This is a genomic window from Vibrio sp. LB10LO1 (genome assembly GCF_010092875.1).
Classification (GTDB): domain Bacteria; phylum Pseudomonadota; class Gammaproteobacteria; order Enterobacterales; family Vibrionaceae; genus Vibrio; species Vibrio campbellii.
In genome coordinates, this window is record NZ_JAADJW010000001.1 from 204,998 (window position 1) to 219,799 (window position 14,802).

Consider the following 14,802-nt stretch of genomic DNA (forward strand, 5'->3'; position numbering starts at 1 on the left):
CAATGCGATGGTAACACCATCTGCTCTAACGACCTTCGCCGTGAGAACGAGGCGTACTTTAACGGATTGAGATTTCAGGTCAACAAAAATTATTATAATTATCAACCGAATGAACATTAATCATTCTTTTTGAGTAAATCATAATCGGCATGCGCAAATACTGTGCTTCTCTGAACGCCCTTTCTTTGCAACAGCAATAGTGATCGAACTGTTAACTTGTGTCCACCAAAAGCACAATTATCATAAAAGACCTACATGACTGATAAATAACGCTTTTTCACAACTTCCACTCAGTGGAACTCAACACAAGTGAACAACCTGTACACGCCTTAACAGTTATTCTGAGCACTTAATAAATATTATTTAGCAAATTCAATAACATAGAACTTGGTTCATTTCTTGCTCTTCAGAGGGCAACCAACACATTGTCTCATCGGTGAATCCAACAAGATTCACCCAAGAGGTTGTTTGGTCAAGGAATGAGGGCTCGTTTTTTAACTCGCTGATAAGTGTCATTTTTTAAAGGGGACACGAAAGTTTGCTCAGCGTTCATATAGCCCTCTTGTTCAAACTTTCGAATAAAAAGAAGGTCAATGATGGAACGATTAATACACAGCCGATTAAGCAAAGTGATGAGTGTTATCTTTGTTAGCTCGGCGGCATTGTATGGCGTAACGAGTCATTCGCCAGCTCAAGCAGAGGCATATAATCTCTCGCCTACGGAAAAACTCTGTATGGCGGATGCATATTTGTTAGAGCCAGGTAACTCGCTACCTCAAGATGCTTTAAACTGTACAGCTAATGACGTTGAAATCACTCGAGTGATTCCAACCGACCCAAACGCAGAATGTAACCTCGGGGAAACTTTTTCATTCCAAGCCGATGTAACTGTACGAACCAACGCTAACGAACGATACGACACCACTTTTTATCTTCCTTTAACTGAGGCCAGCCCTCAGGTCGTTCAAGGTAACTTTAGAAACTGTAGTATGATTTTGCCTGTTCCCAATGGCAGCGGTGAACCAGCAGATGCTCAGTTAGATGGCGATGCTTGTGGTGACATTACAAAAGCATTAGGGCCAGACGAGTACACGCTTTTAAACGAAACCATTACCATGCTCTGTACTGATGACGATGGCGATAACCGAGCTGACTTCACCTATTGTGCCGCATGGGATAATCAGGAGCGTGATAACTGTACAACGGAAGAAGACCCATATGCTGGTCAGATCCCTAACACCAAATCTAAGTGTAACTGTGACACCTTTAATATTGACGTGTTCATCAAACCGTCACCACCAGATATCATCAAATCTGAAGCTACACCAAGTTCACACCCAGAACCAGGTGGTGAATTTACCTTCGATGTGAGCTTTACTAACCCTAATGCACAAACATCTCTATTCATTAGTGCAATCAGTGATGAAATCGATATTAATGGTGATGGCACTTATGATGTGAGCTTTGACCTTTGGGGCGGCACTACTGGTCCCGGAGCGTCTGATGGTGTTTATCTAACATCAACTAACTGTCCAGTCGGTTCGCCTCTGTATGAAGTGGCTCCGAGTGCAACCTACAGCTGTCAATTCAGCGTTTATGTCGTCGATACTGACCTCCCAGATATACCGACACCAGAATTATATAAAGATGTGGTTAAGGTAACGCTACTGGATAAGAACGGTGACCCTGTTGTTAATGGCGAGACCTGCCCTGCAGGTGTAGGCCAAGTAGCACTAGGCGAACATTGTAGCGTAGAGAGACAGGTACAAATCACTAACGTCCCACCTGCAATTACGGTAGTTAAATCAGCCGATAAGGAAGAAGTACTTGAGCCAGGAGAGAATGTAACATTTACGTTCGACGTGACCAACGACTCAGGCACATTTGATTCTCCTGTCGAACTCGTGAGCTTAGTCGACACCATCTACGGTGATCTAAGTGCGATTGGGGCTGATAGTGACTGTCTTGATAATCCTGTAACGATAGCATTTGGTGCAACATATAGCTGTACGCTAAGTGTCTATGTTGCTGGCAATGCTGGTGATAGTTTCACGAATACAGTGACAGCAACTGCGAGAGACAATGAGAATGACACCGCGACAGATATGGATTCTCATACTATTTTGGTATTGGATGTACCATCTATGATCACGCTAGAAAAAACAGCCAATCCAACATCAGTGTTTGAAACGGGTGACAACCCAACCTTGTTCCGAGATGTTGACTACACATTCTTATTCACTGTGAAAGATGAAATTGAGGGTGTTTCTACATCCGACACTGTGGTCTTCTCCAGCCTGACTGACGATCCATTTGGCGTTCTTACTGACAAATGTATGGTCGACACGAAGAATGGTGGTGGTATCTCTCCTACCCCATTGCTTGGATTTGCGCTGGAACCAGGCGAATCTGCGAGCTGTACGATCACACTACAAGTTCAAGGTAATGCTGGTGACAGCCACGTTAACGTCGCGACCATTAGCGGTACCGATGAAGATGGCCTAAACGTAATGGCAATGGATGATGCAACTGTCACCTTCGATCCGTTAGAGCCTGATACTGACCTAGCATTTGCGGTCAGCGGTCTAATCGTAATTGAACTAACCAATGCATCAGAAGTGGATAATGTGACGTTAAGTGCGTTGACTCTACTTGGTGTGACTGTCGCAGATGGTGAAACAGGCCCTAACTTTAGAATCTTGAATACGCAAGGTGGTACATACAACGATGTTTACTACCCAGCGTGTAATATCGGTCAAGTTCTTGAGTACAGTGGTTCAGGTAATAACATTTACAATTGTGCATTCACAGTTGAGCTAATACCTGGCCTTGAAGGCAGCACGCCTATTGAGTTCCTAGCTCAGGGCGCACTTGAAGGTGTCGTTGCAACAGTAACAGATGACGAGGGTGATTCCTCAGTCAACTTTGTGTCCATTCAAGTAAACACTGTAGAAGGCGATTAATACCAAATAGAAACTCTCCAAACTAAAGGGGCAATGCCATTGCCCCTTTTCTCAGTCCATACAGGGGGATATCACTATGTTGAAGTATGGAAAAAGCATTTACACCATGTTGCTGTCAATTCCGCTGATCGTCGGCTGCCAACCAGCCAATGATGAGAAAGTTGAATCAGAATTAGCCGCATTAAGACAAGAAGTAAAAGACTTAAAAGTGCAGGTTGAAAGCATTAATTCAGACATTGAGTTGGCTAAAGAAAATGCAGCCAAAGCGGCGAAACCAAAATTCAGAACGTTACCCGATCAAAAAGACTTTGATGGCAATGGAACCATTCCGTCCATGGGTGATGACAACGCGACAATCGCGATCATCGAGTTTTCTGACTATCAATGCCCTTACTGCAAACGCTTCACCGACAACACATTCGCAAAGATCAAAGAAAACTATGTCGACTCAGGAAAGGTTAAGTACTTAACAAGAGACTTTCCACTTGGGTTTCACCCACAAGCTAAAGGTGCCGCAATTGCTGCCAATTGTAGCTTTAAGCAAGGTGAGTATTGGCCAATGAGACACGCTCTATTTTCAAATATGCGCAACTTAAATACCGCTTTGTACCAAAAAACCGCAAGTGATTTAAAGCTGGATATCGAAAAGTTCTCCGCGTGCCTTGAAGACCCACAAATGGCAGAGAATGTTGAAAACGACATTGCCCTTGCATCCACTCTTGGTATTCGGGGGACGCCAAGTTTTGTTGTCGGACGTATTGAAAATGGCCAATTAGTGGGCGCACAACTGGTTGTCGGAGCGCAAGATTATCGCGTGTTCTCCGCACTATTTGACGATCTTCTTAAAACACCTAAGTAGCCGTTTAACTTAGTGCTAATATAAACCAAAAGAGGCAATAACTCTCGCTATTGCCTCCTCTATCGCGCAGATCAACAGATTCTATTTACTGTTTCCTTTGCCCTTATTACCACCGCCCCCACTCGTGCTACTTAGCTGAATGGAAACCATTGCAGTCGCTGTATTTTGACCATCAGATATGGTGTAGCTAAAGCTATCACTTCCTTTAAAATTCTTCGCTGGTGAATAAACTAAGCGCCCAGAACTGTTTAAACTGACTGATCCCTTAGAGCCTTGAGTAAAACCAACGACTTGCAGTATGTCTCCTTCTGGATCGCTATCATTCGCAAGCACATCAATCTCGGTCACCTCTTTTGCCTTCAACACGACTGAGTCGTCGTTAGCGATGGGAGATAAATTGGCGATCGCTAGGATGCGATATTCGACAACGCCGTTCACCACGGCTTCGCTGGTTTCAGTTAATACCGTGCTCACCTGAATGGGATACTCACCCTCAGGAGCATTGTCTGAAGAAGTAACCATCAACTCAACACTAGCCTTCTGTCCAGACTCAAGCGAAAACTGGTGAGTTGAGCTACTCCATCCGCTTGGTACATTTGCAGATACAGTATACGACACAGAGTCGCATTCAGGACCATTTTGGCTCGTCAACGTCGCAGAATACACCAAGGTGTCACCGGCATTACCCTCTTGAACCAAAGAAGAAAACGTCAACAATGGAGGGCTTAGCTCACAAGTAGGCATCACTTCAGCCACTTTGTACACACTGCTCGCTCGCGCATTATAACTTGCGTCTAGCGTGTTGGTTGCTATCGCGTCAATGCTGTAACTTCCTGCTTCGGCCGAAACGTCAGAAGTAACACTCAAACTAATAGATGTCGTTTCACCCGAAGCAAGTGAAGCAACGCTACTCGTCGTGCTCCACCCTTCAGGCACATTGGCATTGATTTGAAAATTCGTTGACTCACACGATTGGCTATCATTGTTGGTAATGGTTGCGGTGTAGTTAGCTATTGCTCCCGGTTCGAACTCTGCCGCTGAGTTTGCAACGAGCGTTAACGTTGGATTAGCCATCTCACACGTCTGAACGCTTGGTTCAATTTGATAAACCGCTGGAATACTGGTTGCCAATGCTAAATCAGTGCTATTTCCCGCCTTCAGCAGTATGTCGTAACTGCCTTCTTGTACTGAATCGCTCGACGCTACGCTAATTTCTACCGCTTTCGATTCACCCGGAACCAATGTCAAAGATTCATGGGTTGAAGACCAACCAGAAGGCACATTAGCACCCACATTGAATGAAGATGACGAACAGGCATTCGTATCGTTGTTTGTCACATTCAACTCAAAAGAGGCAGAGGAACCAGCAACGCCACTCACCACTTGACTGGATTTAAGAGCAATGGAAGGGCTTGCTTGCACACACAGATCATTATCAAAGGTCACACGTACGCTGGCAGCATTTCCATCTGCCCATTCTGTTGTGATGGTAATGCCCGCTTGAACATCGGAATACGTTTGGCCAACAAGCAACGCTGAATCATCAAGATCTCTTAGGCCACTATTTGGAATCATATCCAGCATCAAGTTACTTTGTGGATCATCCTCCGTCGCTAAGTGGAAAATAACACCGCCCGTAATACCTGACTTACCTTCCACAAAACTATCAAATCCAATCGCTTGACGATATTCGAGGTAGTACCACAAAGGTTTCCCAGTCACGTCATCAGTACCACGTCGAATTTTCAAACCTTTGGCACCACCATTACGTGGCGTTTCAACAGGCTCGAGTAAATAGCTGCCGTCAGCCTCGACGGGATTGACGTTTCCTGAACCTGTGGTAGTCCAGCCTAAAAGTTCTTTGCTAAACGCATTGAAGTGGCCTGTAATACCAGACATACCCATGATATCGAGCGCATCACCATATTCTGCCGACGCGCATCGTTCACCAATAATGTCAGCGCCACAATCGAGATCTTTAGCGTGATGCAGACCAAAATTATGTCCTAGCTCATGCCCGACGGTGCGCAAAGTAAGGGAGCCATTTGCGTACGCTTTAGAAGGATTTCCCCCCACCGTTCCTTTGCCGGTCCACCCGCATGATGAGTTTTCAGGGAACACATATAAAATACGTGTATAATCACCAAAGCTAACGCCATTGTCGAAAGCCACGTCTTCAGCGGTTGTATGAATTGCCCAAGTGTCACATGTTGTGTTCATTGGTAGCGTGTAATAACCAACCACGTCTCCCGTTAGCCATACTTGGTTATCAGAGTTTTCTTTATAGAAGTCATTAACCTGCCCAAATACTAACTCTCGCACTTCTTCGACTGCCCATGGTGTCTGAGTGTTGTCTAGAAAGTTTAATAACATCACCAAAGTACGCTGTTCACCAAATGAACTCACGGTCACTTGTGTCGAGTCAGCCCCTTCCGTAGAAGTCGTATTACTACCATCGGCCAAAACCAATAAATTAGATGGGTCCTGATTCAACGCCAACACATCTAACTTCTTACCCGTTTGCTTGATGTTGATCCCGTCAACACGTACCTTGTCGCCATCACGCAAGCCCTTAGCGACTACGTGGCTAGGAAATTTGACTTCGATTCGCGCGTTTCCAGAATTCAAGATGTAACGAAGACGACCGGAGTGCGTTTTATCATCATCTTCATAAAACACTTCCAAAGCGCCTTCTAATTGCTGCTCTTGCTCAACAAAGCCTTGGAGCTCTGATGGAATAAGCTTGCGCTGCTTGTTGTTAAAAGCGACTTTTGTTGCAAGGTCAGGGTCTGTCTCAGCCAGTTTCGCAATGGTTACCTGTCTCGACTTAAGTAACATTAATGCTTCTGTAAAATAACGTAATTTAGCTTCGCCATCATTATTCTTGTAATTATCGATTGCGACCAATAGGTCTGAGTTCTTCTGCTGTATTTTTCGTTTTAGATTTTTCTTATCAGCAAACAATTTCTCTTTTGATTCATGTACATCAGAATGTATGTGGTGGTGATGTTGATGAGTATTTTGGTCCGTTACATCATTTATATATGCAGCCAAGGCGTTTGACGAAAATATAACAAGGGATATAACAGCAAGTTTTTGAACGAATCTTTTATTTAAATTAACACCATTAACTGGTAAGTAATTATTAAAATCAAACATAATTATATTTTAGATTTATATCTTATTATGGATAGAAAACAACAACGTCTTGTGACTTATGATTCAAGTCAAAACGAGTTACTAATTTACTTGCACTCCCACAACAGCATGCTATCCAACCAAGTACGACATTGCTAAAATCAATGAGCAATAAAAACCTCACCTATTTAATAAAATGAAAATCTAGGTAGAGTGGCTCACATTACTATAACTTCACATGACGTATCTAAGCACATATAAAGAAATAGGACCGTATTTGGTATTAAATTTAAAGCGCAAGTGACCCAAGGTTATGCTGAGTTATATTTAACCTGAACTTTAATTTTGGAGGACGCTGTAATTAACTAATGCAACGATGCGGATATAAAACCCTTATAATTATTAATTCAATTTCATAATTATTACTTCCTTTAAATATTTAGCGAAGGAAATATTACCAAACAGAACGATTAAAAACCAAACAATTCATAACTCAAACTGATAGTTTTTAAAATGCATTTTTAAATCATAACGATAGAAAGCCACACAATACTGAATTATTAATTCGAAAGGCTGGATTCCATGTGATCTACCTCTAAACAGTCATCCTCTGTAGGATTACAAGGTAAAAAACAAAAAGAGCCGCGTATGTCAGCGACTCTTGGAATCAAAACTCTTACCTTCTAAGCACAACAGTTACAGTTGCGCTTGTAGCGGTCCATTTTACCTATGCCTGGGTTAAAGGTATTGGTTGGATCCAGTTGATGGTAGAACTTTTGCAGCGAGTTTTCTGCTTCATATAAGTGACCTACGTTGTGTTCTGCTGGATACTTCGCTCCGCGACTATTTAGGTGCTCCAGCATCAGTTTCTTCATCAGCTTGGTGTCTGTGCCCTTTTTGAAAACATAGTCTTGGTGGAACACATAACACATGAAATGCCCATAATAGAGAGACTTAACGAGGTTCTTACTTACTTCCTCAGGTAATGCTTCTAACCATTCTTCATCGTTACGTCGTAACGCAATATCGAGAGCCACAATGTCTTCCACTTCCTTGCGATGAATGGTTTCGTAACGAATGGCTGCACCTGCAGCTGCAAAACGGTGTAGATACGCTTTCTTACCCTCTTCTGGTGTACATTCGAAGAAGTCACTATCGTGCTCAGCTGCCCAAACTTCTTTAAGGTATTTCTGCGCTTCGGCAATACCGCCATCGCTCATTTTAAGTACAAGATGGTGCTCGTACTTATCACGGTATTCCAACATGCGTTTTGGTAGATGCTGTGGGAATAACTTACTTGCGTAGTACAAAATCGTATCTGGCAGGTATTTACTGACCAACGGCACACGCTCTAAGAAGTTTTCAACCTTAGCTTTCAGCGAGAACATCTTAGGTAGGTTATCCGTGCCTAATAAATCTATAGAAAGGAAGACATCTTTACCGTATTTCTCTGCCATGTTGAAGATGTCACGGTGAAGGTACTCACCCATCTCTGGCAAGTTTTCAAACTGAGTAAGGAAGTCTTTTCTCAGCTTGGTCAGTTTATCTGGATCGTTAGTACCTAAGTAGAACACCTGCTCTTTCTCAGGAATAGGATAACTATCAACTCGAACAGCGAACACGCCAAGCTTACCAGCGCAACCGCTCGCCTCGTACAGACGACGTTCGTCGGCATTAAAGCGCGATGGAATATCAGAAGTCACATCACGGACACGTTCGTCGTATTCTTTATCTGACGCCATACGTTCATCATGAATCACTTTATCTGGGTCGAAGTTACCATCTTGGATATTCTGTAAGATCTCTTCAGGCGTCGAGCCTAATCCTTCAATACCAAGGTGGTTAACAAGATTGAGCTTACCGTCTTTGTCCACCTGAGCGAATATTGCTAACTCTGTGTAAGCCGGACCACGTTTAACCAAAGCGCCACCAGAGTTGTTTGCAATGCCACCTACAACGGTTGCGCCAAGAGAGGAAGAACCAATCACTGAATGCGGCGCGCGATTAACTGCTCGCAGCTCTTTTTCTAATGAATGTAAACTTGCTCCCGGAAGACAAACCGCTTGCTTACCGCCGTCTAACAGATAGATTTGCTTCATCTTTGTAATATTGATCACCACCACATCGCGGTCGTAATCACTACCACTTGGCGCTGAGCCTTCGGTCAGCCCCGTCTTAGCCGCCTGCATGATGATGATGCAATTATTGTCGACACATTGTTGGATGACCTTCCACTGCTCTAGCAAAGTATCGGGAAAAACCACCGCCAACGCCGTGCCGCTCCCTGAGCGAAAGCCACTACGGTAATACTTGGTTTTGATTTGATCGGTAAGGACATTTTCTTCCCCGACAATGGTGACAAATGCGTCGATGAGCTGCTTCTGTTTCATATCCGTATCTCTAGTTATTATGCCCAGCCAATATAAGTAGTCCGAATCTGAACGTCCATGCCACCAAAGTCCGATAACAGCGTCCAGATAAAGTTAACTACATTAATTACTCATATATTCAATTACTTAAAATTCTCAGAACCACAAAATCAACAAAGAAACTTATCGTTTCCAAAAAGAAACAATAGCAAAGTACATTGTTAACAAATGTGCACGATATCGAAGAAAAAGAAAGTCAAAAGGGTCAACAAGGCCTTATATACCTGACCTTGAAAGAATATTCAGCCAAAACAAAACCAAAACATGTGAACACCATGACGTTATAGCAGCGTTATATGGCTGTGACATTATCGGTTAATGAAGAAAGTCGATAGATTGGAGAGTTTAAAATTTAGAGCGAATCCCTTCGATCAAAGGAGAATCACTCCTTTGAGAAAAGTTGAGCCACTAGAATTGATGGCTACGACGTTGAAAGCATTGATACATATGCTCGATAAAGATCTTAATCTTTTCTGGTTGCTGACGTGTGTATGGGTACACGGCATAAATGCCCAAGCACTTAGCCGTTTCATCTTTAAACAACTGAATCAGCTTACCCTGCTGCAAGTCTTCATAAACCAGCACCCGAGGCACATAAATGATACCTTGCCCTAGCAAAGCGACGTTGCGTAACGCAGACGAGTTATTGGTACATAGATTCCCATCCACCTTAACCTGATACACCTCATCATCACGCTTGAAAGCCCACTCACGTGCACCTGTCTCTTGATAAGCGTAAACCAAGCAGTTGTGCTTAGTGAGGTCGTCCGGCGTTTTTGGTTTGCCATGTTTGGCGACGTACCTAGGCGATGCACACACAATCCAGTTTGCATCGACGAGCTTACGTGCTATTAGGCTTGAGTCAGGCAAAACCCCGGTACGAATGGCAAGATCAAAACCTTCGTTGACGATGTCGGCGAATCGGTTGTCCAGTTCCATATCAATGTTGATATCTGGATAAGCTTGGTTGAATTCAGAAATAACGGTAGGAAGGATAAGTTCACCAGAGATGGTCGGAACGGTAATCTTGATGTTGCCGGATAGGCTCTTACCCAAACCAACAATCGACTCCTCGGCGGTTGCGACGGCTTGATAAACACTACGAGCATGTTCGAAGAAGGATTGCCCTGCTTCTGTCAGTTTAAGCGTGCGTGTGGTCCGATAAAGCAGTTGAACACCTATCTCCTGCTCTAATTTGGCAATGCGCTTACTGACGACTGACTTCGTGAGTTCCATTTGTCTTGCAGCGGCGCTGAATGAACCTTGCTCAACCAAATGATAGAAAATAATGTAGTCGTCGGTATTTCTCATGTGTCTTCACTGCTTCCTTGTCGAAGGAGACATTCTAAAGAGATTTCGCACAGATTGCCGCAAGAAAGTTCACACTTGCCTTTTAAAGGCTTCCCCAACGAGAAAGGCGAGCTAATAAGGCTCGCCTTGTTTCTACTTAATTGAGTAACATTCCTAGATGGTCTGTTTACTTAGTGAAGTGAATATCACTGATTTCAAACTCTACGCCAGCTTGGGTATTTGCCCATGCGGGGAAGATAGTGAACGTCTTAACAGTTTGAGCCCAGTACTTGTTATCAAACTTCTCGGCGAAGGTGGCCATTGGCACAGTCACTTTAATATCCGTATTCAGCGTAATATTCTCCCCGACCAATTCCGTGACAAAAATGTCACCAGTATCCCCATCAGCATTCGCCAGCTTCAACACCAATCCGGTTTGGTCGTTGTCTGGCTTTTGTGCCCCCAACGTCGATACGTTCACCGTAAACACCAACGCACCCGCTTCAGCAAAGTTTTCTAAGTTCTGTGCATCAAAGTTAAAATGCAACAGGCCTTTGTAAGCCTCTGGACTCGCGTTGTTATAAGTAACCGATGCACCATCAGCAGTTTGTGTTGCCGTCATGTGGGTTTCACCGTCAGGGATAGGTCCCCAACCTTCTGTCGTGTATTGGTCTGAGGTATTTATCTGCGCACCAAAGTCGGTAATGATGTTGTACATGTCCCCCGTCAATGGTGGTAGCGCTTCATCAAGCATGTCTTCACAGCTAACTGCATCCTCAGGTAATCCATCTGGGTTCGGAACATAACGAATCTTACCCAAATCAAACTCCACAGCCTCAGTTGAATACATCAAGAATGACGTGTTCAACATTTGGAAACTCATCCCTGTATCCTTCAAACACTGGAGCGGTACTTTGACCGTCGTCCAAGTGCTATCTGACGGTTCAGGTAAGACTTTGTTGATGTTTACCTCACCGCGACAAGGATACTCACAGTGTGTCGACAGCACTAAGCTCTCTGGCGCTGTGGTTACCATGCGAATATCAAACTCCAAAGTTGAATCGGCATTCATGTAACTGTTGTAGTCGGAACCCTTTTCATCTGGCGTTTGCATGTAAATTTGCGCCGCTGAATTACCAACGAAATCGCCAGTTTCTCCAGAGAATTTTACGTTGATTGCTGACTGCTGCATGCCATCGTAGTTAATGCCTTTCGTCGTCACGGAGCCGATTGTGGTGGTGTCTTTGCTGATTTCCACGCCAGCCCAACCATTTGCACTGCCAGACATTCTTGCAACAAATTCACCTTTTGCGTCTTTACCGAAGATCTCTAACGGGAACTCAGCAATACCATTGTCTGGCTCGTCCATACCACAGCCATAATCACGTGGGTCGAGTGGAATGTCGTTTAAGTCTTCATACAGCGCTGGGACATCAGTCTGGTTCGCGTAGTTCAAACCATAACCATATGGGAATAACGGCTTATGTTCGCCTTCAATATCCTGCTCAATCAACTCACCGTTTATGCCATCAATTGGTGTTATGTAGTTAGGGATATTAAGCGCCTTGCGGTTGATTGTAGTCGAACACTTCTTCGCGCCCCACGAGTAAGAGAGCTTACCTTTGAAATCCGCGCCATCTTTTGCGAACAGCACATCAGTAATACCTAAACCTTCCGTTCCCGGCAGCCACGCTGCAACGAACGCATCAGAGTTGTTGATCTCTTCATTAACGTAAAGTGGACGCCCAGAGAAGAATACCGTGACCACTTTGTATCCCTGCTCTTTTAGCGCTTTGATCGTATCAAGATCCGCTTGATAAGAGGCTTTTAGCTTCGAGAATTCAAGTGTTTGTGCTTTGCTGATGTCACCGAACATTTCGGCATAAGGATCTTCACCGATAACCACAAGCGCAGTAGCTTCTTCAGGTGTTGTTGCAGAAGCATCGGTAAAGATGTTTTCTTCACCGACTTCTTGCTGCATTGCCATAAGCACGGTTTGTGCGTTCGGGAAGTCTTTCTCTATCGTGTTGCCATCACCTTGCCAAGTAAGCGACCAACCACCTGTTTGTTTGGTGATGTCGTTGGCAGCCGAACCCGTTACCAAGAATTTCGCATCTGATTTCAAAGGTAGAATTTGGTCTTGGTTCTTCAGCAGTACCAAGGATTCTGAAACTGCTTGGCGCGCAATGGCAACGTGTTCTGGCGCGCTAAGCACAGATTGGTCACCAGCTAACGAACGCTCAGATGGCTTAGCTTTCTCCCAAAGGTTTGCACGCATTTTGACGCGGAGAATACGAGTTACGGCATCATCAATACGAGACATTGGGATAATGCCTGCGTTTACTTGGTCAATCACATTTTGATAGAACGCTTGCCAATCATTACGCGAGGTCACCATAAACACGTCATTACCTGCGATCACAGCTTGCGGACAGTTTGCTGCTGTACAGCCGTTAATCTCACCTTGTCCGTTCCAGTCTGTGACGACTAAGCCGTCAAAGCCTAATTTGCCCTTCAAGACGTCAGTAATCAGGTATTGTGAGCCGTGGATTTTCTGGTTTTGCATGTAATCGCCACCATCCTCAGCACCGTCGATACCGACCATAGGGTCGTAGTTCGCATCGTTCCACCATGAGTTAAACGAAGACATCACCACTTGTGCGCCTGCATTCAAGCCACCGATGTAGCCCATTGCATGGATGTTGCGTAGATACTCTTCTGTGTAACGGTTCTCACCATGGTCAACGCCACCCAACGTACCGCCATCACCAACCCAGTGCTTCACGTTAGAGATTACGTTGGTATCCCCTTTTAATCCTTCTTCACCACCTTGAATGCCTTCCACCATGCGCTTCGCGTATTCATACACGATTTCAGGATCTTCCGAGTAGCCTTCGTATACGCGTCCCCAGCGATAATCACGAGGTGTCGCAACGGTCGGTGCAAATGTCCAATCAAGACCGGTCGCAACAACCTCTCTTGCGGTCGCTTTTCCTATTTCTTCAATCAGATCAGGGTTGCGAGCTGCACCTAAGCCAATGTTATGAGGAAATACCGTTGCCATAAAAACGTTGTTGTGGCCATGAACCGCATCGGTTGCCCACATAAAAGGAATTCGGAACCCTCTCTCTGCGTAAGCTTCTTCTAGTGCCAGCCAGAATTTATCCGCTTCGTCCGCCCAATCTTGCGCGGTTGAGTATTTATCATCATTCGGGAAGCCGCCTCCGCCGTTTAGGATAGAGCCTAACTTATAGGTTTTCGCTTCTTCCGGAGTGACTTCACGAAGGTCTGGCTGAATCATTTGCCCCACTTTTTCTTCCAGCGTCATTAATGCAAGGATGCGTTGGATTTCCGCCTCCATTGCATCGTCTTTCTTGATGGCACTGTCGACATCCGTCCATTCTGCAAAATAAGGAATTGGACTGGTTGAAATTGTGTCACTGTCTGAGTCATTGCAGCCTGAGATCATCGCCATTGAGACGAGAATACTGACGATTGTTTTCTTTGTTCGTAGCACGTTATTGCTCCTGAAATATTTTGTTATCCAACGAGACCACACGTCAAAAACGTGCAAATCACGGCTTATTTTTCACTACAGGGGTTTTATTTAGACTACTGAAATAAAGGACAAATAATTCTGGTTTAATCACAGAAATTGCTCGTGTGGATAGACCTGTTAGTTCATGAAACAAATAAACAAATTATCGGCTTTGATAAGGTATGAAAAGCCAGATGGCAAAAAGAAGCTGGTACTTTTGAATGATATGAAGGTTATTTTACAGATTCATAAAAATGTGACTCATTTAAAAATCTTAACAAAAAGTACTAGTGATAAGCATTCCATATTCAATAGATTAAGTTTGAGTGAAGTTGCATAACTTTGAAGTATATTCACACAAATGACGTCAATTAATTTTCACTGCGTTTTAAGTTGGTTGCCGAGTTAACATCAAGAGTCATTAGATTTGATGATTGAACTTACTGAGAGGAATTTGAGGCATAAAAAAAGACGCCATAAAGACGTCTCTTTTTAAGAATTTGGAGGCGCCTCCCGGAGTCGAACCGAGGTCCACGGATTTGCAATCCGCTGCATAGCCACTCTGCCAAGGCGCCAAATTGTTTA

At 44.1% G+C, this 14,802-nt stretch carries 6 protein-coding genes and 1 tRNA gene; 2 read left to right on the plus strand and 5 right to left on the minus strand.

All coding sequences use genetic code 11. From position 1 onward, the window contains the following. The first annotated feature begins 593 nt into the window (after nt 1-593). The gene (locus GXP65_RS00915) at nt 594-2,963 is read left to right on the plus strand and encodes a hypothetical protein (RefSeq protein WP_162091748.1); all 2,370 of its coding nucleotides are present in this window, start codon (nt 594-596) and stop codon (nt 2,961-2,963) included. 76 nt (nt 2,964-3,039) lie between these two features. Then, nucleotides 3,040-3,822 carry a thioredoxin domain-containing protein gene (locus tag GXP65_RS00920; protein ID WP_045456914.1) on the plus strand — a complete coding sequence of 261 codons (783 nt, stop codon included), beginning with the start codon at nt 3,040-3,042 and terminating at the stop codon, nt 3,820-3,822. Between the two features lie 81 nt (nt 3,823-3,903). Here GXP65_RS00920 and GXP65_RS00925 read toward each other — a convergent pair whose 3' ends face one another. From GXP65_RS00925 to GXP65_RS00945, 5 genes are all read right to left on the minus strand, one after another. Next, on the minus strand, nt 3,904-6,660 hold the full coding sequence (locus GXP65_RS00925) for an Ig-like domain-containing protein (RefSeq protein WP_240334916.1): 2,757 nt from the start codon (nt 6,658-6,660) through the stop codon (nt 3,904-3,906). A 983-nt stretch (nt 6,661-7,643) separates the two neighbouring features. Continuing rightward, on the minus strand, nt 7,644-9,350 hold the full coding sequence (gene dld, locus GXP65_RS00930; protein WP_162091749.1) for a D-lactate dehydrogenase: 1,707 nt from the start codon (nt 9,348-9,350) through the stop codon (nt 7,644-7,646). A 447-nt stretch (nt 9,351-9,797) separates the two neighbouring features. Beyond that, the gene (locus GXP65_RS00935) at nt 9,798-10,700 is read right to left on the minus strand and encodes a LysR family transcriptional regulator (protein ID WP_162091750.1); all 903 of its coding nucleotides are present in this window, start codon (nt 10,698-10,700) and stop codon (nt 9,798-9,800) included. Between the two features lie 166 nt (nt 10,701-10,866). Further along, complete coding sequence (locus tag GXP65_RS00940) at nt 10,867-14,154, minus strand: glycoside hydrolase family 3 protein (protein ID WP_162091816.1); 3,288 nt, start codon at nt 14,152-14,154, stop codon at nt 10,867-10,869. A 564-nt stretch (nt 14,155-14,718) separates the two neighbouring features. Next, nucleotides 14,719-14,792 (minus strand) — tRNA-Cys (locus GXP65_RS00945). Between the last annotated feature and the right edge of the window lie 10 nt (nt 14,793-14,802).

Excerpts from the sequence above, each read along its gene's own strand:
- GXP65_RS00915 (WP_162091748.1), top strand. The coding sequence starts at position 594 with ATGATGGAACGATTAATACACAGCCGATTAAGCAAAGTGATGAGTGTT.
- GXP65_RS00920 (WP_045456914.1), top strand. The coding sequence starts at position 3,040 with ATGTTGAAGTATGGAAAAAGCATTTACACCATGTTGCTGTCAATTCCG.
- GXP65_RS00925 (WP_240334916.1), bottom strand. The coding sequence starts at position 6,660 with ATGTTACTTAAGTCGAGACAGGTAACCATTGCGAAACTGGCTGAGACA.
- dld (WP_162091749.1), bottom strand. The coding sequence starts at position 9,350 with ATGAAACAGAAGCAGCTCATCGACGCATTTGTCACCATTGTCGGGGAA.
- GXP65_RS00935 (WP_162091750.1), bottom strand. The coding sequence starts at position 10,700 with ATGAGAAATACCGACGACTACATTATTTTCTATCATTTGGTTGAGCAA.
- GXP65_RS00940 (WP_162091816.1), bottom strand. The coding sequence starts at position 14,154 with ATGGCGATGATCTCAGGCTGCAATGACTCAGACAGTGACACAATTTCA.